This window comes from uncultured Microbacterium sp., from assembly GCF_937927635.1.
In the GTDB taxonomy this organism is placed as follows: domain Bacteria; phylum Actinomycetota; class Actinomycetes; order Actinomycetales; family Microbacteriaceae; genus Microbacterium.
Genome location: NZ_CALBRW010000016.1, coordinates 227877 through 252543, shown reverse-complemented (window position 1 = coordinate 252543; position 24667 = coordinate 227877). Strand labels below are relative to the sequence as shown.

At 70.5% G+C, this 24667-nt stretch carries 22 protein-coding genes; 10 read left to right on the top strand and 12 right to left on the bottom strand.

The features are described from left to right. Nucleotides 1-162: 162 nt before the first annotated feature. Both Q0568_RS05870 and Q0568_RS05865 read right to left on the bottom strand, forming a co-directional pair. Complete coding sequence (locus tag Q0568_RS05870) at nt 163-765, bottom strand: bifunctional 4-hydroxy-2-oxoglutarate aldolase/2-dehydro-3-deoxy-phosphogluconate aldolase (protein ID WP_298863707.1); 603 nt, start codon at nt 763-765, stop codon at nt 163-165. 13 nt (nt 766-778) lie between these two features. Beyond that, nucleotides 779-1687, bottom strand: coding sequence for a sugar kinase (locus Q0568_RS05865; RefSeq protein WP_298863699.1), 909 nt, complete (start codon nt 1685-1687; stop codon nt 779-781). Between the two features lie 77 nt (nt 1688-1764). On the opposite strand from Q0568_RS05865, the gene Q0568_RS05860 reads away from it, so the two are divergent. The 4 genes from Q0568_RS05860 to Q0568_RS05845 are packed head-to-tail and all read left to right on the top strand — an operon-like array spanning nt 1765 to nt 5911. Then, nucleotides 1765-3018 carry an alanine racemase gene (locus Q0568_RS05860; RefSeq protein ID WP_298863695.1) on the top strand — a complete coding sequence of 418 codons (1254 nt, stop codon included), beginning with the start codon at nt 1765-1767 and terminating at the stop codon, nt 3016-3018. Nucleotides 3019-3032: 14 nt separating this feature from the next. Then, complete coding sequence (locus Q0568_RS05855) at nt 3033-4760, top strand: amidohydrolase family protein (protein ID WP_298863692.1); 1728 nt, start codon at nt 3033-3035, stop codon at nt 4758-4760. A gap of 3 nt (nt 4761-4763) precedes the next feature. After that, complete coding sequence (locus tag Q0568_RS05850; RefSeq protein ID WP_298863689.1) at nt 4764-5495, top strand: IclR family transcriptional regulator; 732 nt, start codon at nt 4764-4766, stop codon at nt 5493-5495. After that, nucleotides 5492-5911, top strand: a complete 420-nt coding sequence (locus tag Q0568_RS05845; RefSeq protein ID WP_298863686.1) for a RidA family protein — start codon at nt 5492-5494, stop codon at nt 5909-5911. Before Q0568_RS05850 ends, Q0568_RS05845 begins: the two co-directional genes overlap by 4 nt. A 48-nt stretch (nt 5912-5959) precedes the next feature. Here Q0568_RS05845 and Q0568_RS05840 read toward each other — a convergent pair whose 3' ends face one another. Together Q0568_RS05840 and Q0568_RS05835 are read right to left on the bottom strand one after the other, a co-directional pair. Further along, nucleotides 5960-6892, bottom strand: coding sequence for a Gfo/Idh/MocA family oxidoreductase (locus Q0568_RS05840; protein WP_298863680.1), 933 nt, complete (start codon nt 6890-6892; stop codon nt 5960-5962). Between the two features lie 169 nt (nt 6893-7061). Next, entirely contained in the window at nt 7062-7802 is a 741-nt protein-coding gene (locus tag Q0568_RS05835) for a hypothetical protein (RefSeq protein ID WP_298863676.1), read from the bottom strand. A gap of 139 nt (nt 7803-7941) precedes the next feature. Between Q0568_RS05835 and Q0568_RS05830 the strand changes: the two genes are divergently transcribed. The 4 genes from Q0568_RS05830 to Q0568_RS05815 are packed head-to-tail and all read left to right on the top strand — an operon-like array spanning nt 7942 to nt 13732. Beyond that, nucleotides 7942-10125 (top strand): MMPL family transporter, encoded by a 2184-nt coding sequence (locus Q0568_RS05830; protein WP_298863673.1) that lies wholly within the window; start codon nt 7942-7944, stop codon nt 10123-10125. A gap of 24 nt (nt 10126-10149) precedes the next feature. Further along, entirely contained in the window at nt 10150-11472 is a 1323-nt protein-coding gene (locus tag Q0568_RS05825) for a sensor histidine kinase (protein ID WP_298863670.1), read from the top strand. Then, the gene (locus Q0568_RS05820; RefSeq protein ID WP_298863666.1) at nt 11469-12086 is read left to right on the top strand and encodes a response regulator transcription factor; all 618 of its coding nucleotides are present in this window, start codon (nt 11469-11471) and stop codon (nt 12084-12086) included. The genes Q0568_RS05825 and Q0568_RS05820 overlap by 4 nt, the downstream gene beginning before the upstream one ends. Before the next feature lie 20 nt (nt 12087-12106). Beyond that, on the top strand, nt 12107-13732 hold the full coding sequence (locus Q0568_RS05815) for an MFS transporter (protein WP_298863663.1): 1626 nt from the start codon (nt 12107-12109) through the stop codon (nt 13730-13732). A 72-nt stretch (nt 13733-13804) separates the two neighbouring features. Here Q0568_RS05815 and Q0568_RS05810 read toward each other — a convergent pair whose 3' ends face one another. The 4 genes from Q0568_RS05810 to uidB are packed head-to-tail and all read right to left on the bottom strand — an operon-like array spanning nt 13805 to nt 17823. Beyond that, nucleotides 13805-14509 carry an SGNH/GDSL hydrolase family protein gene (locus tag Q0568_RS05810; RefSeq protein ID WP_298863660.1) on the bottom strand — a complete coding sequence of 235 codons (705 nt, stop codon included), beginning with the start codon at nt 14507-14509 and terminating at the stop codon, nt 13805-13807. A gap of 29 nt (nt 14510-14538) precedes the next feature. Further along, entirely contained in the window at nt 14539-15075 is a 537-nt protein-coding gene (locus Q0568_RS05805) for a gluconokinase (protein WP_298863657.1), read from the bottom strand. Continuing rightward, on the bottom strand, nt 15072-16310 hold the full coding sequence (gene manD, locus Q0568_RS05800; protein WP_298863654.1) for a D-mannonate dehydratase ManD: 1239 nt from the start codon (nt 16308-16310) through the stop codon (nt 15072-15074). Before manD ends, Q0568_RS05805 begins: the two co-directional genes overlap by 4 nt. Nucleotides 16311-16359: 49 nt before the next feature. After that, on the bottom strand, nt 16360-17823 hold the full coding sequence (gene uidB, locus Q0568_RS05795) for a glucuronide transporter (protein WP_298863651.1): 1464 nt from the start codon (nt 17821-17823) through the stop codon (nt 16360-16362). A gap of 245 nt (nt 17824-18068) precedes the next feature. Here uidB and Q0568_RS05790 point away from each other — a divergent pair, with 245 nt between their 5' ends. Beyond that, entirely contained in the window at nt 18069-18929 is an 861-nt protein-coding gene (locus Q0568_RS05790) for a sugar phosphate isomerase/epimerase (protein ID WP_298863648.1), read from the top strand. A gap of 54 nt (nt 18930-18983) precedes the next feature. After that, nucleotides 18984-19904: an AEC family transporter gene (locus Q0568_RS05785; RefSeq protein WP_298863644.1), complete on the top strand. Its 921-nt coding sequence runs from the start codon at nt 18984-18986 to the stop codon at nt 19902-19904. Nucleotides 19905-19952: 48 nt separating this feature from the next. Here Q0568_RS05785 and Q0568_RS05780 read toward each other — a convergent pair whose 3' ends face one another. The 4 genes from Q0568_RS05780 to Q0568_RS05765 form a co-directional block, all read right to left on the bottom strand. After that, nucleotides 19953-20918 carry a LacI family DNA-binding transcriptional regulator gene (locus Q0568_RS05780; protein ID WP_298863641.1) on the bottom strand — a complete coding sequence of 322 codons (966 nt, stop codon included), beginning with the start codon at nt 20916-20918 and terminating at the stop codon, nt 19953-19955. Nucleotides 20919-21067: 149 nt separating this feature from the next. After that, nucleotides 21068-21940 carry an ATP-binding cassette domain-containing protein gene (locus tag Q0568_RS05775; protein WP_298863638.1) on the bottom strand — a complete coding sequence of 291 codons (873 nt, stop codon included), beginning with the start codon at nt 21938-21940 and terminating at the stop codon, nt 21068-21070. A gap of 2 nt (nt 21941-21942) precedes the next feature. After that, on the bottom strand, nt 21943-23724 hold the full coding sequence (locus Q0568_RS05770; protein ID WP_298863636.1) for a dipeptide/oligopeptide/nickel ABC transporter permease/ATP-binding protein: 1782 nt from the start codon (nt 23722-23724) through the stop codon (nt 21943-21945). Next, nucleotides 23721-24662 (bottom strand): ABC transporter permease, encoded by a 942-nt coding sequence (locus Q0568_RS05765; protein WP_298863633.1) that lies wholly within the window; start codon nt 24660-24662, stop codon nt 23721-23723. The genes Q0568_RS05770 and Q0568_RS05765 overlap by 4 nt, the downstream gene beginning before the upstream one ends. Nucleotides 24663-24667: the final 5 nt, after the last annotated feature.

Here is a 24667-nt window from a genome sequence, read left to right as displayed (position 1 = left end):
CCCGCCCCCACCCCTTATACGTACCCCGTCCCCACCCCTTATGCGTCGAGAGCACATGAAGTCGCCGAGTGCACGGCCTGTTCACGCGAACAGGCCGTGCACTCGGCGACGTGTCGTGCTCTCGACGGCGAGCCGTGCCGGGCGGGCGGGGCGTGCGGGGCGTCAGGACAGGAGACTCGCCAGGGCGGGGAGCTGGGACTCGTCCTCCAGGGCGGAGCCCACGGCTACCACGCGCACCCCGGCGGCCAGGAACTCCCGGGCGTTGGCGGAGCCCATGCCGCCGGTGGCGACGAACTTCGCCTGCGGGAACGGGCCGCGCATCGCGGGGAACCAGCCGGTGCCCAGCAGCGATGCGGGGAACGCCTTCATCCAGGTGAGCCCCTCGCGCAGCGCGTGCTGCACCTCGGTCGCCGTCGAGACGCCGGGCAGCGGCGGCATCCCCGCCTCGTGCGAAGCGCGCACGATCTCGAGGTCCAGGCCGGGACTCACGGTGAACGCGGCCCCCGCATCAGCCGCCTGCCGCACGTGCTCGGGCGAGATCACGGTGCCCGCGCCGACCACCAGGCCGCGCTCGCGCGCCGCTTCGGCCAGCACGCGCAGCGCCTCGACATCGGCGGGCGTCTGCACGGGCACCTCGACGACCGTGATGCCCAGATCCCAGGCGCGCGTGGCGGTGGCGAGCGTGCGCTCGACCCCCATGCCGCGCAGGATGGCCATCAGCGGCACCGCGCCGAACAGCTGGTCGAAAGCGGAGTTGTCAGTCATGGGCGGGGGCCTTTCAGTTGTCGAGCGGCGGAAGATCGTCGGTGGACTGCAGCACGAGATGCGCGCGGCGATGCCCTCCGGTGAGGCGGGTGACGGCATCGGCGCCCTGCAGGCGGGCGGCCAGGTAGCCGGCGGCGAACGCGTCGCCGGCGCCGACCGGCTCCACCACCTCGGTGCGGATCGCTGGCACGAAGGTGCGCAGGTCCTCTCCGGTGCGGCGGTCGAACTCGGTGGCGCCCACGTCGCCGTCCTTGACGACGACGACCGCCGGCTCGGGCACCAGGGCGCGCACGGCGTCGGCGTCGGCGGTGCCCCACAGTCCTTCGGCCTCGTCGAGTCCGACGAAGACGATGTCCGCCCGGCGCGCGAGCGTCAGCAGAGCGGATGCCGCGGTACCGGGCTTCCAGAGAGCCGCGCGGTGGTTCACGTCGAAGCTGAGGATGCCGCCGGCGGCGCCCACGCGCGCGAACACGCTCTCGATCAGCGCCGCGCAGCGGGGCGACAGGGCCGGAGTGATGCCGGATACGTGCACGATCTCGGCATCCTCCAACGGCGCGCCCGCGATGTCTTCCGGACCCAGCAGCGATGCGGCCGATCCGCGGCGGTAGTACAGCACGCCGCGGCCGGGATCCTTGAAGTAGACCCCGGTCGGAGCATCCGGATTGCGCGTGACGCCGCGCACGTCGACGCCGTGCCGGGCGACCTCGTCGAGCACGCGCATGCCGAGGGCGTCGTCGCCGAGGGCGCTGACCCAGGCGGTCGGGATGCCCAGCCGCACGGCGTGCACGGCCACGTTCGACTCGGCGCCGCCGATCAGCAGCCGCACATCCTGCGCGGTCGCGAGGGGCTCGGCGTGGGCCGGGGTGACGAGGGCCATCGTCTCGCCGATCGTGATGAGGCGTGGTGCGGGGGCAACGGGCATGAGTACCATGATGAGAGCGGCTGTGCAGGTGATGCAACGCACGTTGCAACAGTTGCACAGCAGGAGAGAGGATCGGAATGATCGACGCGACCGATGAGCTGCTCACCGCGCGGGACAAGGGCATCCCGACGCGCGCCGTCGGCATGACGGCATCCGCCTTCCTCGCGACCGCGCCGCGGCTGGACGAGTTCTGGACGCCGCTGGTCGTGCTGGACGACGCCGCGATGCGCGCGAACGTCGCGACCATGGCCGCCTGGTGCGCCGAGCGCGACCTGGAGATCATGCCGCATGGCAAGACCACGATGGCCCCCGCACTGTGGAAGCGGCAGACCGATGCCGGTGCGCTCGGCATCACCCTCGCCACCATGGGGCAGGTGCGCACCGGCCGCGACCTGGGCCTGGACTCGATCATGCTGGCCAACTCCGCCGTCGACCCGCGTTCGCTGACCTGGCTGGCCGGCGAGCTCGCCGACCCGGACTTCCGCTTCGTGTGCTGGGCCGACTCGATCGCCACGGTCGACGCCATGGAGCAGGCCCTGCACGGCGTCGACCTGCCCCGGCCGATCGATGTCTGCGTCGAACTGGGCGCCGCCGGCGGCCGCACCGGCGCCCGGTCGATCGAGGAGGCGGTCGCCGTGGCCAGTCGCCTGGCGGCATCCGATGCGCTGCGACTGGCGGGCGTGGCCGGCTACGAGGGCAGCCTGGCGCACGACCGCTCCCCGGAGGGGCTCGCCGCCGTGCGCGCCTACCTGCAGGCCCAGCTCGAGCTGCATCGGTCGCTCGCCGAGCTGTACGACGACGGCGAGCTGTACGTCACCGCAGGCGGCAGCGCGTACTTCGAGATCGTCGCCGACGTGTGGGCCGGCGCCGAGCGCGACGGCCGCACCCGCTTCACGCTGCGCTCCGGCGCGTACATCGTGCACGACGACGGCTTCTACCGCGGAATCTCGCCGTTCGACGAGGGCGGCACCGGGCAGGGCCCGCACTTCGTCAACGCCATGCACGGGATCGCACGGGTGGTGTCCAGCCCCGAGCCCGGGCTGGCGCTGGTGGATGCAGGCAAGCGCGACTTCCCCTACGACGAGGGGCTGCCCATCCCGCGTGCCGCCGCCGATGAGCTCGCCGGCTCGTGGCATCCGGTCGACGCCGTCGTCTCGGCGATGAACGATCAGCACTCCTACGTGCGTCCTGCCGAGCCGCTGGCGGTGGGCTCGGTCGTGCGCTTCGGGCTGTCGCACCCGTGCACGGCGTTCGACAAGTGGCGGGTGCTGCCGGTGGTGGACAGCGTCGAGTCCGGCGTCATCGTCGACCTGATCCGCACCTGGTTCTGAGGAGCGGCATCCTGATGAGCACTCGTACGGTCCTCCGCGGCGGATCGATCGTCGCCCCCGCCGGTCTCGAGCGCGCCGATGTCGCGTTCGAGGGCGCCGTGATCACCGCCGTCGGCGAGGTGCCGGCGCGTGACGGCGATGCGGTGGTCGACGCCGCCGGGCGCCTGATCCTGCCGGGATTCGTCGACGCGCACTCGCACGCCGACGGCCTGCTGCGCGATCCCGCCGTGACCGCATCGCTGCTGCGCCAGGGCGTGACGACGGTGATCGGCGGGCAGGACGGCGTCTCGTACGCGCCGGGCGACGGCCGCTACGCGACCGACTACTTCGCCGCGATCAACGGCCCGCACCCCGTGTACCGCGGCGGCGGTGTCGCCGCGCTGCTGGGTGCCGTCGACGACGCCTCGCCGATCAACGCCGGGTACCTCGTACCCGCCGGGACCGTGCGCTTCGAAGTGTGCGGCCGGCGGGAGGGCGCCGCCTCGGACGACGAGCGCGTGCGCATGGCGGCCCTCGTCGCACAGGGGATGGCGGAGGGCGCACTGGGCCTGTCGACCGGCCTGGACTACGTGCCTGGCATCTTCCAGGATGCGGCGGAGATCGCCCCGCTGTGCGTGCCAGTCGCGCGCGCCGGGGGCGTATACGTCAGCCACATGCGCGGCGGGTACGAGAACAACGCCGCCGCCGGCATCGACGAGATGCGCGAGATCTCGCAGCTCGCCTCGCGCGAGGCCGGGATGCCGCTGCCCGTGCACGTGTCGCACCTGCACGCCGACGCCGGGATCGTGCTCGCCCAGCTCGACGCGCTCGCCGCGGCCGGCATCGACGCCAGCTTCGACGCCTACCCTTACATCCGCGGCTGCACCCTGCTGGGCATGCCGCTGCTCCCGCCGGAGATCTCGGCGCTGCCGACCGGCGAGATCGTGGCGCGCTTCACTGACCCGACGACCAGGGACCGGCTGCGCGAGACGTGCGCGCAGCGGGCATCGCACAGCCCGAGCCTGGGGCCCGCGTGGCCGGACATGATCACGCTCGCGCACATCGCGGCATCCGACTTCGCCTGGGCGCACGGGCTCACCCTGCGCGAGGCCGCGGCGCGGTCCGACGCCGACCCGATGGATCTCGCCTTCGACCTGCTCGCCGCCTCTCGCATGGAGGTCAGCGCCGTCATGGCCGTGCACAACCCGCGCCCCGACACCGACCTCGCGCGCATCGTCGCGCACCCCGCGCACACCGGGGGATCCGACGGCATCTTCATCGGCGCGCATCCGCATCCGCGCGCGGCGGGGTCGTTCGCGCGCTACCTGCGTCTGTTCGTGCGCGAACTGGGCACCTGGTCGTGGGCGGATGCCGTGCACCACCTCTCCGCGCAGCCCGTCCGCAGGTTCGGCCTCGGGCGTCGTGGCGCGATCGAGGCGGGTGCGCTGGCCGATGTGCTGCTGGTGGATCCTATGGGCGTGGCTGACGGCGCCACCTACGAGCACCCGAACGAGCCCGCTGTCGGCATCGATGACGTGTTCGTGGCCGGTGTGCAGGTGCTCGCCGGCGGCGAGCTCACCGGCGCGCTGCCCGGGCGCGGCCTGCGACGGGAGGCAGCCGGCCTCCCTCCGCTGACACCCCCAGTTTCCGCCGACACCCCCATCTATGGACGTCCGCAGGTGGGGGTGTCGACGGCAGGCAGGGGTCTCGGCGACGAGGACGGCAGAATCGCAGACGTCGGCACTCCGGGAACCGGGGGCTGACCGATGTCGCAGAGTGTCGAGAGAGCAGCCGGTATCCTGAACGCCCTCGCTGCGGAGCCGGCGACCGTGATCGAACTCGCGGAGCGGTTCGGCATCCACCGCTCGACCATGTTCCGCGAGCTGCAGAGCCTGGAGCAGGTCGGATTCGTGCGTCGGCAGATCGACGGCACCTACGTCGTCGGCATCCGGCTCGCCGTACTCGGCGGCGCGGCGCTGGAGCAGCTGGATCTGCGCGGCGCGGCATATGCACACCTGCGCAGATTGCATCGCATCGTCGGCAACACCCTGCACCTCGGTGCGCTGATGGGCGACGAGATCGTCTATGTCGACAAGGTGGAGGACGCGTCGGGTGTGCGGATGTACTCACGTGTCGGCGCCGCCGTGCGGCCGCACTGCAGCGGCATCGGCAAGGCGGTGCTCGCGGAGCTGCCCGTCGACCGGCGCGACAGCCTGCTGGCCGGCTGCGACTGGCATCCGTATACCGCCAACACCCTCACCAGCCGCGCCGCCCTCGACGCCGACCTGGCAGCGACCGCCCGCCGGGGCTGGGCGTTCGACGACGCCGAGTTCGAGGACTTCGTGGGCTGCGTGGCCGTGCCCATCGTGACGGCCGCCGGAGTGGTGGGGGCCTTGTCCCTCACCGCGCTGCGCGTCGCCCAGAGCCGCCGGCAGCTCGAGCAGCGCGTGCCGATGCTGCGCGAGACCGCCGCCGAGATCTCCCACCAGCTGGGATGAACAGAACCGACAACGAGAAGGAAGAGCACACCATGCCCAAGACCGGTTTCCACGCCGAAGGCGCCCCCACCCCCGCAGGCCCGTACAGCCACGGGGTGGTCGCGAACGGATTCCTGTACACCGCCGGCTTCGGCCCGCAGGACGCCGCGAACGCCCATGCCGTCGCCGACAACGTGGGCGACCAGACCCGCCAGGTGCTGCGCAACATCGAGATGGTGCTGGCCGTGCACGATCTGACCATGGCCGACGTGGTCAAGACCACCGTGCACCTGGCCGATCTCGCCGACTTCGCCGAGTTCAACGAGGCGTACCGCGAGTTCTTCTCGGCGCCGTACCCGGTGCGCACCACCGTCGGCTCGCAGCTGGCGAACATCCTCGTCGAGATCGACGTGGTGGCCGCGCTGCCGCAGGACTGACGCGCGCACTCCGGTTGCATGCGTAACGCGCGAACCGCACCGCGGACTTCAGAGGACGACCGGATGCCCGGACGCGAGCGACGCGTAGGCGGCGTCCACCAGCACCACGGCCGCGACGCCGTCGGCGGGTGTGACCCGCGCGTCGCGTCCGGTGCGGATCGCGTCGAGGAAGTCCGCCAGCTGCTCGCGATACGGATCGGCAGCGGATGCCGGTGACGGGTGCTCCGTGTCGGTCGTCGACGTGTCGACGCTCAGCTCGCCCCTGTCGCCGGTGACCTCGAGCATTGAGCGGAACGGGGTGCCGGGCTCGGCCCAGTCCGCGCGCACGTGGCTGATGGCGCCGTTCGCGTGGGTGAGCGTGACGTGCGCGGACACCGGAGGCTGCACGACGCTGTCCACGGCCGGCGGATCCTGTGTGGCCGACACCTCGACCGCCGGGCCCGCCAGCCACAGGGCCTGGTCGAGGTCGTGGATCATCAGGTCGCGGATGATCCCGCCGCCGGCATCCTGCGAGAAGAACCAGGCGGATGCCGGGGCGGCCACCGTACGGCGTGCCGTGAGCTCGGTGATCGCGCCCACCGCGCCGATCCGTTCGTGCACCTGCTGGTACCCGGAGAAGTACCGGACGACGTGGGCGGGGAACAGGCGCACGCCCGCCGCAGCGGCGGCATCCGCCAGCTCCTGCGCTTCCGCGGCGGTGACGGCCAGCGGCTTCTCGCACACGACGTGCCGCCCGGCGGCGAACGCCGCGCGCGCGATGTCGAGGTGCGAGGATGTGGGGCTGACGACGTCCACGATCCCGGAGCCCTGGATGAGCTCCTCGAGCGTGTCGTGAAGGCGCAGACCGTAGCGGGCGGCCAGGGCATCCGCTCCCGTGCGACGCAGGATGCCGACCTCGGCGCCCAGCGCCAGCCACCCCTCGATGTGCGGCGGGGCGATGCCGCCCGCGCCCACGATCCCGACCCGCGGTGTGTCGTCCATGGCCCGAGCCTACGTTCTCCGCTCTCCCCGCCGACACCCGACCTCCTGAGCTGACACCCCTCCTGACCGCCGAGACCCCTCGCCAGCGACGTCGCTCACGAGGGGTTTCGACAGCAGTGAGGGGTATCGACGAAGTGGGCGGGGGCGATGGGGCGGGATCGAACGGGCGTCAGGAGGAGGCGGTCCCGCGCGGCAGCTCGCCGGCGACCTTGGTCTCCAGCACCTGCACGGCCTCATCGGACAGCAGGATGAGTCCCTCCAGCTCGTCGCGCACGCGCTTGTACGCCACCTGCCGCTCGGCCTGCGTGGCCGATTCGTCCAGCGCCACCTTCAGCAGGTGCTGCGCCCGATCCAGGCGCTTGCGCTCGTCCTCGGTGAACGTGGAGTCGCGGATGCGGCGGGCGTCGTGCTCGGCGACCTCGAAGGCCACGGCGTAGTTTCCGACCGCGTCGAGATAGTCCGTGACGCGCTGCTCGGTGACCTTCGCGTCGGCGGATGCCGGGCGCAGATTGTCTGCGGTCTTCTTGGCGCGCAGGAACGCGGCGGTCAGCGGCTGCCGGCCGTCGCTCATGGCAGGGAAGGCGATGAGCTTGGCGACGTCGAGCTCGTAGTCCAGCCAGCGCGCGGTGATCTCGTCATGCTCCTTGAACAGGCGCTCCAGCACGTCGTCGTGCGAGACGGATGCCGGTGCGGCGGCCCTCTTGGCGGTGCCCGAGCGCCCGGGTCCGGCGAGAGCCTTGGCCTGCAGCTCCGCGGTGCGCAACTCGCTCTTCAGACGCAGGGTCTCCAGCTTGCGCTGGTGACGCTCGCGGGACATGAGCTGCCACCGGCGTGCGGCGCCGCCGGCCACGCCCATGATGGGGAAGATCAGCCACCACATGTTGCCGGCGAAGCTCCAGAAGTCGTGCATGATGCCGACAGCCTAATCTCGCAGCCCAGGATCCGCTGTGACGGATGTCATGACCGGGCCTTCCTCATCCTTTCGATGGAGATCCGGTTCACTCCCGTTCGCGATGTGCCCGAGGCTCGCCGCTGGTGGACTCGATGTCATGGCACAACCTCGTCTGCGGCATCCGCTCTCCGACCGTCTCACCTCGCGCCGCGGCGCCTGGATATCGCTGGGCCTCGTGCTGCTGGTGATGTTCCTGCTGTTCGGTGCGTTCGGCTCCGCGAAGGCGCAGGCCGGCAACGCGCAGGCGCCGGCGGCATCCGAATCCGCCCGGGTGAGCGAACTGCTCTCGACGTTCCCGAACGCCGATCAGCAGTCGGTGCTGGTCGTCGCATCCCGCGGCGACGGCGGCAGGCTCTCCGCAGCGCAGCAGGACGGGCTGAAGGCGCTGCTGCCCGTGCTCGGCGAGCAGTCCGCGGCGGATCCCACGGGGCCGCTGGTCAGCGACGACGGGAAGGCCGCCGTGCTGATCACGCCGATCACGGTGGGCGCCACCAGCTCCGACACGGCCGCGGTCATCAAGACCCTGCGTGCCGACATCGACGGTCACGCCCCGGCGGGCGTCACCCTGCAGGTCACCGGCGGACCGGCCTTCGGCGCCGATGTGGCCTCGTCGTTCGAGGGCGCAGACTTCACGATGCTGCTGGTGACGATCCTCATCGTCGCGATCCTGCTGATCGTCACCTACCGCTCGCCCGTGCTGTGGCTGATCCCGCTGGTGGTCGTCGCGCTCGCCGACGGGCTGGCGGGGCGCTTGACCGCGGCGGCCGGATCGCTGTGGGGCCTGCAGTTCGACGCGGGCATCATCAGCGTGCTGGTCTTCGGCGCCGGCACGAACTACGCGCTGCTGCTCATCTCCCGCTACCGCGAGGAGCTGCACGCCACGCCCGATCACCGCAAGGCGCTCAGCACTGCCTGGCGCGCCACCGCGCCGGCCGTCCTCGCCTCGAACATCACCGTCGTGCTGGCGCTGCTCACCCTCGTGCTCGCCGTGATCCCCGGCACGCACGGCCTCGGCGTCTCCTCGGCGATCGGGCTGCTGATCGCGCTGGCCTCGGTGCTTCTCCTGCTGCCGCCGCTGCTGGCGGTGTGCGGGCGCCGGGTGTTCTGGCCGTTCGTCCCGCGGCCCGGTGAGGCCCCGCGGCAGGGCCGCGGCTGGCGTCGCGTGGCCTCCGGTGTCGTGCGGCGCCCGCTGCGCAGCCTGCTGGCCGGCGTCGTGCTGCTGGCCGTCATGGCTGCGGGCCTGATCGGCACCTCGGTCGGGCTCGACCAGGCGCAGAAGTTCCGGGTGCCGTCCGAGTCCGCCGCCGGCCTCGAGGTGCTGTCCGCGCACTTCCCTCCCGGTGAGGCGCAGCCCATCCTGATCGTGGCCGACAGCGCGGCATCCGACGCCGTCGTGGCCGCCACGGAGGACGTCGACGGCGTGGTGCGCGCGAACCCGGTCGGCACGACCGATGACGGCGCGCTGACCGAGATCATGGTGACCAGCGCGTACGCGCCCAGCACCGCGGAGAGCCTGAATCAGATCACCGCGCTGCGCGACGCCGTGCACGCGGTGCCGAACGCGGATGCCGTGGTCGGCGGCGCCGTCGCCACCGACCTGGACGCCAGGGCCGGCAACCAGCACGACCTGCTGCTGGTCGCCCCGCTGGTGCTGGCGGTCAGCCTGATCGTGCTGATCGTGCTGCTGCGCTCGCTGGTGGCGCCCGTGCTGCTGCTGGTGACCAACCTGGCCAGCGCGCTCGCCGCCATCGGCGCCGGCGCGTGGCTGAGCAGGGCGCTGTTCGTCCAGCACGCGCTGGACCTGCAGGTGCCGCTGCTGTCGTTCCTGTTCCTGGTGGCGCTCGGCATCGATTACACGATCTTCCTCGTGCACCGTGCCCGCACCGAGGCGGCCGCCCGCGGCACCAGGGCGGGCATGGTCGAGGCCGTCGCGCACACCGGCGGCGTGATCACCAGTGCCGGCATCGTACTGGCGGGCGTGTTCGCGGCCCTCGGCGTGCTGCCGCTGGTGACTCTCGGCCAGTTGGGCCTGATCGTCGGGGTCGGCGTGGTGGTGGACACCCTGGTGGTGCGCACGGTGATCGTCCCGGCGATCTTCGCCCTCGTCGGCGACCGGATCTGGTGGCCGGGACGACCGCACCAGAGCGCAGCGGATGCCGGTGAGCCGGCCCCGGGCGAGTCGACGCAGATCGTCGGCAGCCCTGTTCCGGCATCCATGTCCTCTGCAACCGCGTCCGGAGACCGGGTCTCGACCGACCCGAGCCGGGTACCGGTGCAATAGCCGGCGGACGGGGAGAATCAACACATGGACGTCGTGAACGCGCCACTGCTGCACGCTGATCGCAGCGCGTCTGGGCATGCTTCGCCGGTGGTGCGGGCGATGGAGTTCGGCCAGCACGCCATGGCGGCCGTGCTGACGGCGGTCGGCGTGGTCCGGGCGGTGGGCGACGGCACCCCGATCGCCGCAGCGGTGCTGGCAGGGCTCGCGATCCTCGCCGTGCACACGGCCGGCACGATCCTCCCCTCGCGCGGCTCCCGGCGGTTCGCCATCTGGTGGCTGGTCGCCCTGGCGGTGATCTGGATCGCGGCCGTGGCCGTCTCGCCGGAGTTCATCTGGATCGCGTTCCTGCTGTGGCTGCTGGCCGGCCACCTGCTGCCCGTGCCGTGGGGGCTGCTGTTCTCGGCGCTGGTCCTGGCCGTCGTGATCGTCGCGCCGATCCTGCACCACGGCTCGACCAGCTACGCCACGGTGTTCGGTCCGCTGATCGGCGGCGTCTTCGCCTTCGGGATCTCGCGCGGCTATCTGCAGCTGCTGCGGGATGCCGCCGAGCGCGAGCGGCTGGTCGCCTCGCTCACGCAGGCGCAGCACGAGATGGCTGATCTGCAGGACGAGCTCGCGCTCGCGCAGCGGGAGTCGGGCGCCGTCGCCGAGCGCACCCGCATCTCGCGCGACATCCACGACACCGTCGCGCAGGCGCTGTCCTCCATCCGCCTGCTCGCGCATGCGGGGGCCGACCGCAGCACGGATGCCGGTGCGGCTCGGGCCCTGCATCAGGTGGAGGCGCTCGCCGGCGGGAGCCTCGCCGACGTGCGCAGGATCGTGGCGGATCTCGCGCCCGCCGAGCTGGAGGACGGCCCGCTGGCCACGGCGCTGCGGGGCATGCTGGATCGCGCGCGGGACGAGGCGGGGCTCCAGGTCGAGCTGCATGTCGACGAGTCCCTGCCAGTGCTGCCCACCGAGGTGGAGGTCGCGCTGCTGCGCACCGCGCAGTCGGCGCTGGCCAACGTGCGCCTGCACGCCGCCGCGCACCGGGTCGTGATGAGCCTGATCGACGACGAGCGGAGCGTGCGGCTGGACATCATGGACGACGGCTCGGGCTTCGACGTCAGAGCCTGGGAGGCGGATGCCGGCAGTGCGTCGAGCTATGGGCTCCGGTTCATGCGGGCGCGGCTGCGAGAGCTCGGCGGCGGTCTGGACATCGAGAGCGCACCCGGCGAGGGGACGGCGATCTCCGTGCAGCTTCCGATCCGCCCGGAGCCGGTGCCACCGGCATCCGGTGCGGGATCCGCCCCGGTACGGGATCCGGGATACGCACCGCACTCGAGACCCGAGGAGAAGAGCGAATGACCATCACCGTGCTGCTGGTCGACGACCACCCCGTGGTGCGCAGCGGGCTGCGGGCCGTGCTCGACGCCGACGACGTGCAGGTGGTGGGCGAGGCCGCCACCGGCGAGGAGGCCATCGAGCTGGCGCAGCTGCTGCATCCGGATGTCGTGCTGTGCGACCTGCGCCTGGGAGAGGGGATCGACGGCATCCGCACCACCGCCGCGCTGCGCGCGCTCACCCCTGCACCGGCGGTGCTCATCCTCACCACCTTCGACAGGGATGCCGAGATCCGCGGCGCCATCGAGGCGGGGGCCGCCGGCTACCTTCTGAAGGAGGTCGCGCCGGAGCTCATCGTCGACGGCATCCGCAGGGCCGCCGCCGGCGGGATGGTGCTGGCACCCGAACTCGCCACGCGACTGCTGGAGGGGCTGCGCAGTCCGCTGCCCCGGCTGACCGATCGCGAGACCGAGGTGCTGCGGCTGCTGGCGACCGGCGCGGCGAACCGGGAGATCGCCCGCACGCTCTTCGTCACCGAGGCGACCGTCAAGAGCCACCTCGCCCACATCTTCACCAAGCTCGACGTCGACAGCCGCTCGCGCGCCATCCATGTCGCCCGCGAAGCCGGGCTGATCTGATGCCAGGAAGGACCGCTCGCATGACGAAGGACCGGGACGCGGAGATCGCGCCGACCAGGCGGGACTGGCTGGGCCTCGCCGTGCTGTCGATCGGACTGGGACTGATCGTGCTGGACGGCACCATCGTGGGCGTCGCGCTGCCGGTCATCATCGGCGAGCTGAAGCTGAACATCACCGACGCGCAGTGGGTCAACAGCCTGTACGCCGTGCTGCTGGCGGCGCTGCTGCTGTCCACCGGGAGCCTGGCCGATCGGTGGGGTCGCAAGCGGCTGCTCCTCGCCGGACTCGTGGTGTTCATGGGCGGCAGCCTGCTGGCGGCCATGTCGGCCACAGCCGGCGCGCTGATCGGGGCGCGAGCGGTGCAGGCCGTCGGCGCGGCGTTCATCATGCCGTCCACGCTGTCCACGGTCAACGCCGTGTTCCGCGGGCGGCACCGCGCCACGGCATTCGGCGTGTGGGGTGCGGTGATCTCCGGGGCGGCGGCCATCGGCCCGCTGGCCGGCGGGGCGCTGACGCAGTGGGCGTCGTGGCACTGGATCTTCCTGGTGAACCTGCCGTTGGGTGCGCTGGTGCTGATCGCCGCGCTGTTCACCGTGCGCGAGACCCGCGGCGAGAAGACCCGCCCCGGCATGGACGTCGACGGCGCCCTGCTCAGCGCCATCGGCTTCGGTGCGCTGGTGTTCGCCGTCATCGAGGGCCCCGATCTGGGCTGGTGGACGCCGAAGGCCGACCTGGTCGCGTTCGGCTGGACGTGGGGGAAGGATGCTCCGATCTCGGCCGTGCCCGCGGCCTTCGCCGTCGCCGCGGTGGCCCTGGTGCTCTTCGTGATCTGGGAGCGCCACCGTGAGAAGGTGCAGCGCCAGGCGCTGCTGGATCTCGGACTGTTCTCGCTGTCCACGTTCTCGTGGGGCAACCTCACGGCCGGGATGGTGGCCGTCGGCGAGTTCGCGCTGCTGTTCGTGCTGCCGCTGTACCTGGTCAACGCGCTGGGGCTGGACGTCATGGGCGCCGGACTCGTACTGGCAGGCATGGCGCTGGGCGCGTTCGTCTCCGGCGCGGGCGCTCGACACCTGGCGATGCGGTTCGGCGCCCCCGGAGCGGTGCTCATCGGCTTGGGGCTCGAGGTGGCCAGTGCGCTCGCGCTGACGTTCACGGTGCAGGGCGACACCTCGGGCTGGGTGATCGTCATCCCGCTGGTGTTCTACGGACTGGGCCTGGGGCTGGCATCCGCTCAGCTGACCGGCACCGTGCTGCGGGATGTGCCCGTGTCGATCTCCGGGCAGGGATCAGCCACGCAGAGCACCGTGCGGCAGGTCGGCTCCGCACTCGGCACGGCATTCGCGGGAGCCGCCCTCTCGGTGGCGCTGGCCGTCACGCTTCCCGCCGCGCTGTCGAATGCGGGCATCTCGGGTCCGAACGCCGACAGCATCGCCGACTCCACGCGGCTGTCCGCCGGGACCACCATCACCCAGCTGCGTGCACAGGGCGTGCACTCCCCGCTCGGCGATCACACGCAGGCCACCGTCGACGCGCTGTCGGCGGGTTTCGCGGATGCCACGCGCTGGTCGCTGCTGGTGGCGGTGGCGTTCCTGGCGCTGGGCCTGGTCAGCGCGATGCTGCTGAGGAGAAGCTCGCGGGAGGGCTGACGCGTGTCGGCCCCCGATCTGTAACGGGGAACGGCGAGCGCGCGACGTCGCGCGACGGCGCGCCGCGGAGGGTCAGCGGGCGGCGTGCACCAGCGTGCGCAGGAGGGGCAGCACGCGGTCGCGCTCGGGTCCTGCGGTCAGTTCCAGCGTCTCGGCGATGTCCAGTGCCAGCAGGGCGTGGCCGGCGGCGTTCGGGTGGAACGGGTCGTTCATCAGGCCCCACGGGATGCCGCCCTGGCGCCCCTCGCCGACGGCGGTGCACCTGGCGAACTGGTCGACGAGGATCACGTCCGCAGCGCTCGCGACGTCGCGGACGGCCTGCGCGAAGTCCGCGATGCGGGCGCGCTCCGGCGCGTTCGCGGCATCCACCGACGGCTGCGTCTGCAGCACGGGGATGGCGCCCAGCGCGCGCACGCGGGCGACGAACTCGGTGACGGATGCCGCGAACTCGACCGGCTCGATCACGGGGAACGCCCCGCCGGTGGAGCAGTCGTTGGTGCCGATCATGAGGGTGACCACGTGCGGATGCCAGTCGGCGACCCGCCGGTCGAAGTCCTCCAGCAGCTGCACGACGCGCCAGCCGCTGATCGCGGTGTTGATCACGACGTCCTGCACGCGCTCCAGGTCGCCGCGGATCAGTTCGTGCAGGTGGTCGACGTAATTGCGGGCGCCCAGTGTGTGGCTGAGCCCGTGCGTGATCGAGTCGCCCGTGCACACCCAGTTCAGCGCGGAGCCGGAGTCGAGAAGGTCGTGCAGGCGAGGCAGATCGGCGGTCACGCCACCATCCTGCCGCATCAGCGCGGGAGTCAGCGCGATGTCACCCACGAGACGATCCGCGACGCGATCGGCACCGGATCGTCGTCGACGAGGACGATCAGCCCCGGCTCGTCCGACTGCAGCGGCTCCAGTGCCCCGAGCTGCGACTGCAGCAGCGCCGGCGGCATGAAGTGGCCGGTACGCGCGGTCACCTGCGCGGTGATGCGCTCGGCATCGGCCGACAGCATCACGAAGGACGCTCGCGGGGCGTGCGTGAGCAGCACTTCGCGGTAAGCCCGCTTCAGCGCGGAGCAGGCCATCACCGGAGCGGCGCCGGCCGACAGCGCCTCGCCGACGCGGTGCAGCCAGGGCAGCCGGTCCTCATCGGTCAGCGGGATCCCTGCGCTCATCTTCGCGATGTTGGCCTCGCCGTGCAGGTCGTCGGCGTCGAGGTACGGCATCCCCAGCTGCTCGCCGATGAGGCGGGCGATGGTGCTCTTGCCGATGCCGGAGACGCCCATCACGACGATCGGGTCGTGCGCGTGGGCGGCTCCGGCTGTCGCGCCGGTCGTGGGCTGGGGGATCACCAGTCGTGGACCGTGCCGTCGTGCAGACGGTTGTACGGCAGGTAGGCGGTCTCGTACGGGTACTTGCCGGCCTCGTCCAGGTCGAGATCGACGCCGAGTCCCGGCTTGTTCCCGGGGTGCAGCAGGCCATTGCTCCACGTGAACGACTGCTGGAAGACCTGGTCGGTCTTCCAGCCGTGCTGCATGTACTCCTGGATGCCGAAGTTGTGGATCGCGAGACCCAGGTGCATCTGCGCGGCCATGCCGACGGGGGAGATGTCGGTGGGGCCGTGGAAGCCGGACTTGATCTGGTACATGGCGGCGTAGTCGACGGTCTTCTTCAGCGGGGTGATGCCGCCCATGTGGGTGACGGCGCCGCGCACGTAGTCGATGAGCTGGTCGCGGATCAGGTCCTTGAAGTCCCAGATGGTGTTGAAGATCTCGCCGATCGCCAGCGGCGTGGTGGTGTGCTGACGCACGAGCTTCAGCGCCTCCTGGTTCTCGGCGGGGGTGCAGTCCTCGAGCCAGAACAGGTCGTACGGCTCCAGCTCCTTGCCGAGCTTGGCGGCCTGCAGCGGGGTCATGCGGTGGTGACCGTCGTGCAGCAGCGGCATCTCGGGGCCGAACTCGTTGCGCACGGCCTCGAACACGCCGGGCAGGTGGCGCAGGTAGGCGCGCGTGTCCCAGTCCTCCTGCACGGGCTTTGCGCCGCGGCGGGCCGGCTCGTGGTCGTAGCGCGCCTCGCCGCCGCCGGTGTCGGCCGACTGCGACGCGATGCCGTAGATGGCCTTCAGGCCGGGCACGCCGGTCTGCACGCGGATCGCGCGGTAGCCCTGCTCCTGGTGCGAGCGGATGCTGTCGAACAGCTCGGGCAGCTCCTTGCCCGAGGCGTGACCGTAGGCCAGCAGGCCCTCGCGCGAAGCGCCGCCGAGCAGCTGGTACAGCGGCATGCCCGCAGCCTTGGCCTTGATGTCCCACAGCGCCATGTCCACGGCGGCGATCGCGGCCATCGTGACGGGGCCGCGGCGCCAGTACGCCGAGCGGTAGAGGAACTGCCAGGTGTCCTCGATCTTCGAGGCATCCGAGCCGATCAGCAGCGGCGCGACGTGCTCCTGCAGGTACGCCACGACGGCAAGCTCGCGCCCGTTCAGCGTGGCATCGCCGAGGCCGACCAGGCCGTCGTCGGTGGTCAGCTTGAGGGTGACGAAGTTCCGGTCGGGGCTGGTGACGATGACCTCAGCCTTTTCGATGTTCATGGCGCTCCTTGTCTGAAGAGATGTGATCCGGGAAAGATATGCGGTGCGGTCAGTCCACCGGCAGGTGGCCGCCCTGGGCGGTGCGGTGCGAGGCGAACGCCGCTGTGGACAGGTTGGGGGCGATCGGGTCTCCCGCAGCTGCCCGCTCCCTGCGGTCCGCGATCTCGGCGACGATCTCGCGGTGACGCTGGTCGGTGAGCGGGTAGAAGAACATCACGGCGATGGCGACGACCGAGCAGATCAGCGGGATCAGCCCTGCGCCGGCGCGGATGCCGAGCTCGGCGTGCGCGCTCTGCTGCGCGGCGCCCGCCGCGTACCCGCCCCAGGATAGCGCGAAGGCCGCCAGTGCACCGCCGATGGCCTGACCCGTCTTGCGGGTGAAGGAGAACAGCGCGTAGATGATGCCCTCGGAGCGCACGCCGGTGCGCCACTCGCCGTATTCGACGGTGTCGGCCTCCAGTGCCCACACGAGCATGTTCACCAGGATGAGTCCCAGCTGCGCCACCAGCAGACCGCTGAAGCCCAGCCACACGGTGTCCGCCGGGGAGAAGAACATCAGCGCTCCGCCCGCGGCCATGATCAGCCCGCCGGCGATGTAGGCGCTGCGCTTGCCCCAGGTGCGCACGGCCTTGGGCAGCACGGCGGCCAGGCCGAAGGTCAGCACGATCTGCGCGATCGAGACGGCCGCGTACAGCGGCAGCGCGTGCAGCACGTCGCGCAGGTAGTACAGCTGGATGGTGCTCAGCGCGAGCATGCCGGTCAGGAACACCAGCGAGCTCAGGCACAGCATCAGCAGCGGGCGATTGCCCTTCAGCGTGGCGATGCTCTGCTTGAGGGAGACGTGCTGCACGTCGCGGTTCACGCGCTCCTTGGCGGTGAACGCGGTGAACAGGTACAGGGCGGTGCCCACCACGACGAATCCGAGCGTCATGAACGTGAACAGCGTCTGCAGGTTCGCGCCAGGAACGATCAGCGGGGCGACGAACACGCCCAGGCCCGCGCCGACGACCATGCCGCCGATGGTGCGGGCGCTGGCGAGCTTGGCACGCTCACCGGCATCCTGCGTCATCGCGCCGGCCAGCGAGCCGTACGGGATGTTGACCAGGCTGTAGGCCAGGCCGAGCGCCGCGTAGGTGAGGTACGCGTACAGCAGCATCCCGCTCTCGCCGATCTGCGGCACCGAGAACACGGCGCACGAGAGCAGCAGCAGCGGCACGGAGCCGAACATGATGAACGGGCGGAACTTGCCGAGCCGCTTGTGGAACGTGCGGTCGACGATGCGACCGGCGAACACGTCCGCGAAGGCGTCGAAGATGCGCACCACCAGCAGCAGGGTGCCCGCCGCGGCGGCGGAGATGCCGGCGACGTCGGTGTAGTACACCAGCAGGAACATCGTGGCCGTGGTGAAGGCGAGGTTGTTGGCCGCGTCTCCGGCGCCGTAGCCGACGATGCTCAGCCTGCTCAGCCGAGCCGGCCCCTTGGCGGGGGCGACGGTGGTGTGTGAATGGGGCATGAGACCTTCCTTCGCTTCTTCGCGGGCTGCACCCTTGCGCATCTCAGTAGCCGGTGAACAAAGTAAAGCACGCTGATGGCCATTTGGCAAGCGATTGCCAACCTGTGAAAGTCCTGCAGACGGGGCTGTTGCTCACTTGGTTGCAACTTGCACGCAACCGATTGCCAATCGCTGTCGACCGTGCCACACTGAGGGTCACGCACCAGTTCGGCCGACAACGGCCGATTCCAACGAAGGAGGACAGGATGGCGAAGATCGGCGTCCAGGCGATGATGCTCAAGGACAGCTTCGGCGAGGTCGGTGCATTCCAGACTCTGAAGAGGATCACTGACATCGGCTACCACGCCGTCGAGGTGTCGCAGATCCCGATGACCACCGAGAACGTCGACCAGCTGGTCCGTGCGCGTGACGAGCTGGGCATGGACATCGCCTCCCTCTCGGCGGGTCTGCGCGGCAAGGCCGGCATCCCCATGGACACGCTCACGGACGACTACGACAAGATCGTCGCGGACTGCCGGCGCCTGGACACCACGATGGTGCGCATCGGGATGCTGCCGTTCGACGCGATGGCTTCGCTGGACCTTGTGCTCGAATTCGCAGATCAGACCAACGAGTACGCCGAGCGGCTCGCCGCAGACGGCATCCGGCTGTACTACCACAACCACCACATCGAGTTCGCGAAGTACGACGGCAAGCTGCTGCTGGACATCATCGCCGACCGCGCCCCCGCCATGGGCCTGGAGCTGGACGTGCACTGGGTCCAGCGCGGCGGCAAGGACCCGGTGGCCACCATCCACAAGTACAGCGACCGCGTCGCGATGATCCACCTCAAGGACTACCGCATCGGGCAGCTCCCCGCCGACGCGTTCACGGCGCTGGAGGCGGGTGACTTCAAGACGTTCATGGACGCGTTCACTGGTGTCGTGCAGTTCGCCGAGGTCGGCGAGGGCAACCTCGACTTCGCCGCGATCATCGCGGCGGCGGTGGACACCGACGCCGAGTACCTGCTGGTCGAGCAGGACCAGCTGTACGGGCGGGACGTGTTCGACTGCCTGCAGACCTCGTACGACAACCTGGTCGCGCTGGGGCACCGCGACCTCTTCTGACCACCGCAGCGGCTCATCGCCTGAGCGCCGCCCGACCATGACGGACCCCGACAGATGCTCGACGCGCTGACGGGGTTCGTCGTCGTCTCCGTCGCCATCCTGGTCGGCTGGGTCATCGGCCGGGTGCGGCTGCTCGGTCCGCATGCGCGGGACGTGCTGATGCGGCTGAGCTTCTTCGTGCTCTCGCCGTTCCTGCTGTTCGTCGTGCTCGCGCGCGCAGATGCCGGCATGCTGTTCTCCTCGCTGCTGCCGGTGTCGGCGATCGCTGCGGTGTCGGTGTTCGCGATCCACACGGTCGTGGCACGCCTGGTGTGGCGGCGTCCGGTCGGGATCACGACCATCGGCGCACTGTCGTCCGGGCACGTGAACGCCAACAACATCGGCCTGCCCCTCTCGCTGTACCTGCTGGGCAGCGCCGCCTACCCCGCGCCGGTCGTGCTCATGCAGCTGCTGGTGTTCACTCCGGTGTCGTTGACGATCCTGGATGCCGTCACGAGCGAGCGCACATCGCTGCGCCGCACCGTGGTGCGCACCGCCACCAACCCCATCATCATCGGGTCGCTCCTGGGCGCGATCGTCTCGGTGCTCGGCATCCCGGTGCCGGAGCTGGTGATGGAGCCGGTGCAGCTGATCGCGAATGCCGCGGTGCCGGTGCTGCTGATCAGCTACGGGATGTCGCTGCCCGGTCAGCGCGTGCTCGGCAGCCGTGGGCATCGCCGGGACATCGTGCTCGCCACGACGCTCAAGATCGTCGTGATGCCCGTGATCGCCTGGGCTGCGGCGGAGTTCCTGTTCCGGCTCCCGCCCGAGCAGGTGCTCATCGTCACGGTGCTCGCCGCGCTTCCCACCGCGCAGAACATCTTCAACTTCTCGCAGCGCTACGACATCGGCGAGGAGATCTCGCGGGATGCCGTGCTGCTGACCACGATCGGATGCCTGCCGGCCATGCTGTTGATCGTCACCCTGCTCGGGTGACGCCGCGCGCGAGAGTCAGGCGCGACGGGCGTCAGGAGCGACGGGCGGTCAGACGCTCCGCGCGGGGCCGGTGGAGCCGCGGATGATCAGCTCGGTCTCGAGCTCGTGGTCCACGGCGGCCGGCTCCCGGGACTCGATCAGATCCAGGGCCCGCAGCACCGCCCGCTCGCCGGCCTCCTCCAGGGGGGAGCGGACCGTCGTGAGCGGCGGCGTCGTGAAGTCCGAGCCGAAGCTGTCGTCGAAGCCGATGATGCTGAAGCGCTCGGGCACGGGGATGCCCTGCTCGGTCGCCGCGCGCAGCAGGCCGATCGCCATCAGGTCGTTGAAGGCGACCACGGCGGTGGTGTTCGAAGCGATCACCCGGGCGAGGGTCGCGTGCCCGCCATCCAGGGTCGGCTGGTTCGGGCCGATGGAGGTGACGGTCATGCCCCGGCGCTGCGCGCCGTCCTGCAGCGCCTCCCACCGTCGCCGCCCGATCCACGACCGCTCCGGGCCGTTCAGGAACAGCAGTGAGGTGTGTCCCAGCAGCTCCAGATGCGCGAGCGCCTGATCCACGCCGGGCTCGGCGTTCGGCGTGATGCACGCCACCCCCTCGATCCGGCGATTCAGCGCCACGAGCGGCTTGGTGCCGGCGAGCGTGACGATCTGCTCGTCGTCCAGTCGCGAGGTGCCCAGGATCAGCGCATCCACCGACGGCTGTATGCGTTGAGCCGAGGTGGCCTCGACCGTGCCCGACTCCTGAGACTCGCTGACCACCAGGGTGTAGCCGTGGGCGGTGGCGGCCTTCTCGGCGCCGCGGACGATCCCGAAGATCACCGGGTTCGTGATGTCCGCGATCAGCAGGCCGAGGGTGTTCGTGCGTCCGGTGGGCAGCGCGCGCGCCATCGGATTCAGGCGGTAGTTGAGCTCCTTGGCCGCGGCATGGATCTTCGCCTCGGTCTTGACGTTGATGCGGCCGGGCTGGCTCAGCGCGCGCGAGACCGTCGACGGGTTCACTCCCGCGAGCCGGGCCACGTCGTAGATCGTGGGCGCCGAACGAGCCCTGCGCCGAGTCGTAGGGCTCCCCGTGGGATCGGTCACCACCGTCGAGCTCCCTTCCACGAGCGCGCCGGATCGTGTGCGCTCGCCCAGTGACTACCGTAATGCATCGCCGCGCGCACCCCTCAGGCGTCCGCGGGGCTGAAATCGCCCTGCTGCGCCAGCTCCTCGGCCAGCCTGCGCCGCTCGTCGCGCCGCGCCTGCTGCCGGTCGGGGTCGGGGACGGGTGAGGCCAGCAGCAGCTTCTGGGTGTACGGATGCTGCGGACGCCGGGTGACCTGTCCGGCATCTCCCTGCTCCACGATCCGGCCGCGGTACATCACCGCCACCCTGTGGCTGATGTGATGGACCACGTCGAGGTCGTGGGAGATGAACAGGTACGACACCCCGGTGTCGCGCTGGATCTGCAGGAACAGGTCCAGCACCGTGGCCTGAGTGGTCAGGTCCAGGGCCGAGACGGGCTCGTCGCACACGATCAGCTTGGGCGACAGCGCCAGCGCCCTGGCGATCGCCACGCGCTGCCGCTGGCCACCGGAGAACTCCCGCGGCTGGCGGTGCACGGCGTCGCTGGGCAGGCTCACCTGGTCGAGCAGCTCCTTCACCCGCTTGCGGGAGTCCGCCGGGGACACCCCCTGGATGCCCAGAGGCTCGGCGAGGATGTCGCCGATCTCCATGGCCGGGTTCAGCGAGGTGTAGGGATCCTGGAACACCACCTGCAGATGGCGGCTGAGCTTCTGCCGCTGCCTGCGGGAGGCGTGGCCGATCTGCTGACCCTCGAATTCGATGCTCCCGCCGGTGACGGGGGCCAGGCCCAGCACGGCGCGGCCGAGCGTGGTCTTGCCCGAGCCGGACTCGCCCACCAGGCCCAGGGTCTCGCCCCGGCCGATCGCGATGGAGATGTCGGTCAGCGCGCGGAACGACTTGGCACGGAATCCCTTGCCGGGGTACTCGACGATCAGGTCCTCGACGTCGAGGAGAGTGCTGGCGGTGTCGGCCATGATCACCGACCTCCTTCCGGGGTAACGAGCATCGTCATGGGCTCCTTGCCCTCGAGCATCGAGGAGAGCAGGCGCACGGTGTACGGGTCCTGCGGGTCGCGCAGCACATCGCGCACGGTGCCGCCCTCGACCAGGCGGCCGTTCTGCATCACGACCACGCGGTCGCACAGGTCTGCCACAACGCCGAAGTTGTGCGTGACGAGGATCACGCCCACGCCGAGCCGCTTCTGCAGGTCGCGGATCAGGTCGAGCACATCGGCCTGCACTGTGACATCCAGCGCGGTGGTCGGCTCGTCGGCGATGATCAGATCGGGCTCGCAGCTGATGGCGCCGGCGATCAGCACGCGCTGCGCCATGCCGCCGGACACCTCGTGGGGGTAGGAGTCGAAGGTGCGCTGCGGATCGGCGATGCCGACGTCGGCGAGCACCTTCAGCGCCCGCTGCCGTGCTTCGGCACGGCTGATGCGCAGGATGCGGACCATCGGGGCGACCAGCTGGGAGCCGATCGTGTACGCCGGGTCGAGGTTGGACATCGGCTCCTGCGGGATGTACGAGATGCGCGTGCCGCGCAGCTTCGCCAGCCGCGACTGGCTGACGGTGTCCTCGCCGTCGGCCACGGTGTACTGGCCGTCGAACTCGATGGCCCCGCCGAGGATGCGCGCCTCCGGCGGCAGCAGTCCGAGGATGGAGAACGCGGTCTGCGACTTGCCCGAGCCGGACTCGCCGACGATGCCGAGCACCTCGCCGCGATCCAGCGAGAAGGAGACCCCGCGCACGACCTCCTTGAACCCGTCGGCCTGCGGGTAGCCGACCTTGAGGTTCGCCACGTCGAGCAGGTGGTCGTGCTCGCTCTTCGCCGCGATCGTGATGCGGCGGGTGGAGGTGAGGGTGTTCCGGCGGGTCTTCGGCGTCCTGACCTTCTCGCGGTCCTCAAGCGCGTCGCGCACGGCGTTGCCGAGCAGCACCAGGGCGCCGATCGTGACGCCGATCGCCAGTGCCGGCCACAGCAGCAGGATCGGGTTCAGGTACACGTTCTTGAAGCCCTCTGCGAGCATCACGCCCCACGTCGCGACGGCGGGGTCGCCGAGTCCGAGGAACTCCAGTCCGGACTGGATGCTGATCGCCACGCCGCAGACGATGGCCGTCTGGATGATGATCGGGGCGCGCACCACCGAGAAGATGTGCCGGGAGATGATGCGGGCGTCGCTCAGGCCCGAGACCCGGGCGGCGTCGACGTACAGCTCGTTGCGCACCGACTGCACCGCGGTGCGGGTCAGGCGGAAGTATCCGGGGCTGATCAGGATGCCGAACGCGATCATCGAGATCCACACCGACGGGCCGAAGGCCGCGCGGATGGTCAGCAGCAGGATGATGCCGGGGATGGCCATCAGCACGTTCACGACCCAGTTGGCGACCGAGTCGAACGCGCCGCTGAAGTATCCGGCGATCAGGCCGGAGGGGAGTCCGATCACGATCGCGACCGCCGCGCACAGCAGCGCTGAGAGCAGGGTGGCCTGCGCGCCCCAGACGAAGCGGCTGAACGTGTCGCGTCCGGCGCTGTCGGTGCCCAGCCAGTTGACGCCGTCGGAGCCGGCGAGCGTCTTGGAGATGTTGGCGAAGTTCGGATCGAACGGCGCGATCCATGGCGCCAGCACCGCCACGAGCAGCAGCACCACGAGGATGACCAGGGCGATCAGGCCCATCGGGTTGCGGAGGATCCGCTTGAACACGTGCGTGCGGGTGATGGTCGCCTGCGACGCGTCGATCTCGACCGGTTCGCTCATGAGACACGCACCTTGGGGTTGAGCCACCCGTTCGCGAGGTCCACGAGCAGGTTGACGATGATGACGATGATGACGGTGTAGAGCACCACGCCCATCACGAGCGGGGTGTCGCCGAGTGTGGTGGACTGCACGGCGAGAGCGCCCATGCCGGGCAGTGCGAAGATCTGCTCGATGATCACGACGCCGCCGAGCATGCCGATGAAGTTCAGGCTGAGCACGGTCAGGCCGGCCGGCGCGGCGCTGCGCAGCACGTGCTTGAAGAGGATGACGGGCTCGGGGGTGCCACGACTGCGGAGGGTGCGCACGTAGTCCTTCTCGAGCTGGCCGATCACGGCGCTGCGGATCTGCTGCGCGGCGCTGGTGAGGCCGTTCAGGATCAGTGCGAGAGCGGGCAGGGTGAGCGAGGCCACCCACGCCTCGGCGCCCGCTCCGGGGCCGATGCTGCTGGTGGCGGGGAACCAGCCTAGCTGGATGGCGAACAGGGTGACGAACACGACACCCAGCACGAAGCTGGGGATCGCCTCGCCGATCACCGCGGCGATCTGCACGACCCGGTCGATCCAGCCGCGCTTGACGGCGGCGGCGATGCCCAGCAGCGTCGCGCAGATGGCGATGCCGATGATGGCGACGACGACCAGGGTGAGCGTGACCGGAAGCCGGTTGAGCAGGGACTGCGCGACCGGCTCGCTGGTGAACCAGGACGCCCCGAGGTCTCCGGTCAGCGCCTGACCTGCCCAGCTGAAGAACCGGGTCATGATCGGCTGGTCGAGGCCGAGGTCGTGCTCCTTGGCGGCGACCTGCTCGGGAGTGGCGAACTCGCCCAGGATGTTGCGCGCGATGTTCGAGCTGGAGAAGTAGAGGAGGAAGAACGTCGCGACCGAGATCGCGACCAGCACGGTCACGCCCGCGAGCAGACGCTTGAGGATGAATGTCAGCATGGTGT

Coding starts and splice junctions, on each gene's coding strand:
- Q0568_RS05865 (WP_298863699.1), bottom strand. CDS start 1,687: ATGCCCGTTGCCCCCGCACCACGCCTCATCACGATCGGCGAGACGATG.
- Q0568_RS05825 (WP_298863670.1), top strand. CDS start 10,150: ATGGACGTCGTGAACGCGCCACTGCTGCACGCTGATCGCAGCGCGTCT.
- Q0568_RS05860 (WP_298863695.1), top strand. CDS start 1,765: ATGATCGACGCGACCGATGAGCTGCTCACCGCGCGGGACAAGGGCATC.
- Q0568_RS05845 (WP_298863686.1), top strand. CDS start 5,492: ATGAACAGAACCGACAACGAGAAGGAAGAGCACACCATGCCCAAGACC.
- uidB (WP_298863651.1), bottom strand. CDS start 17,823: ATGCCCCATTCACACACCACCGTCGCCCCCGCCAAGGGGCCGGCTCGG.
- Q0568_RS05855 (WP_298863692.1), top strand. CDS start 3,033: ATGAGCACTCGTACGGTCCTCCGCGGCGGATCGATCGTCGCCCCCGCC.
- Q0568_RS05820 (WP_298863666.1), top strand. CDS start 11,469: ATGACCATCACCGTGCTGCTGGTCGACGACCACCCCGTGGTGCGCAGC.
- Q0568_RS05830 (WP_298863673.1), top strand. CDS start 7,942: ATGGCACAACCTCGTCTGCGGCATCCGCTCTCCGACCGTCTCACCTCG.
- Q0568_RS05775 (WP_298863638.1), bottom strand. CDS start 21,940: ATGGCCGACACCGCCAGCACTCTCCTCGACGTCGAGGACCTGATCGTC.
- manD (WP_298863654.1), bottom strand. CDS start 16,310: ATGAACATCGAAAAGGCTGAGGTCATCGTCACCAGCCCCGACCGGAAC.
- Q0568_RS05790 (WP_298863648.1), top strand. CDS start 18,069: ATGGCGAAGATCGGCGTCCAGGCGATGATGCTCAAGGACAGCTTCGGC.
- Q0568_RS05815 (WP_298863663.1), top strand. CDS start 12,107: ATGACGAAGGACCGGGACGCGGAGATCGCGCCGACCAGGCGGGACTGG.
- Q0568_RS05850 (WP_298863689.1), top strand. CDS start 4,764: ATGTCGCAGAGTGTCGAGAGAGCAGCCGGTATCCTGAACGCCCTCGCT.
- Q0568_RS05835 (WP_298863676.1), bottom strand. CDS start 7,802: ATGCACGACTTCTGGAGCTTCGCCGGCAACATGTGGTGGCTGATCTTC.
- Q0568_RS05765 (WP_298863633.1), bottom strand. CDS start 24,662: ATGCTGACATTCATCCTCAAGCGTCTGCTCGCGGGCGTGACCGTGCTG.
- Q0568_RS05785 (WP_298863644.1), top strand. CDS start 18,984: ATGCTCGACGCGCTGACGGGGTTCGTCGTCGTCTCCGTCGCCATCCTG.
- Q0568_RS05870 (WP_298863707.1), bottom strand. CDS start 765: ATGACTGACAACTCCGCTTTCGACCAGCTGTTCGGCGCGGTGCCGCTG.
- Q0568_RS05840 (WP_298863680.1), bottom strand. CDS start 6,892: ATGGACGACACACCGCGGGTCGGGATCGTGGGCGCGGGCGGCATCGCC.
- Q0568_RS05770 (WP_298863636.1), bottom strand. CDS start 23,724: ATGAGCGAACCGGTCGAGATCGACGCGTCGCAGGCGACCATCACCCGC.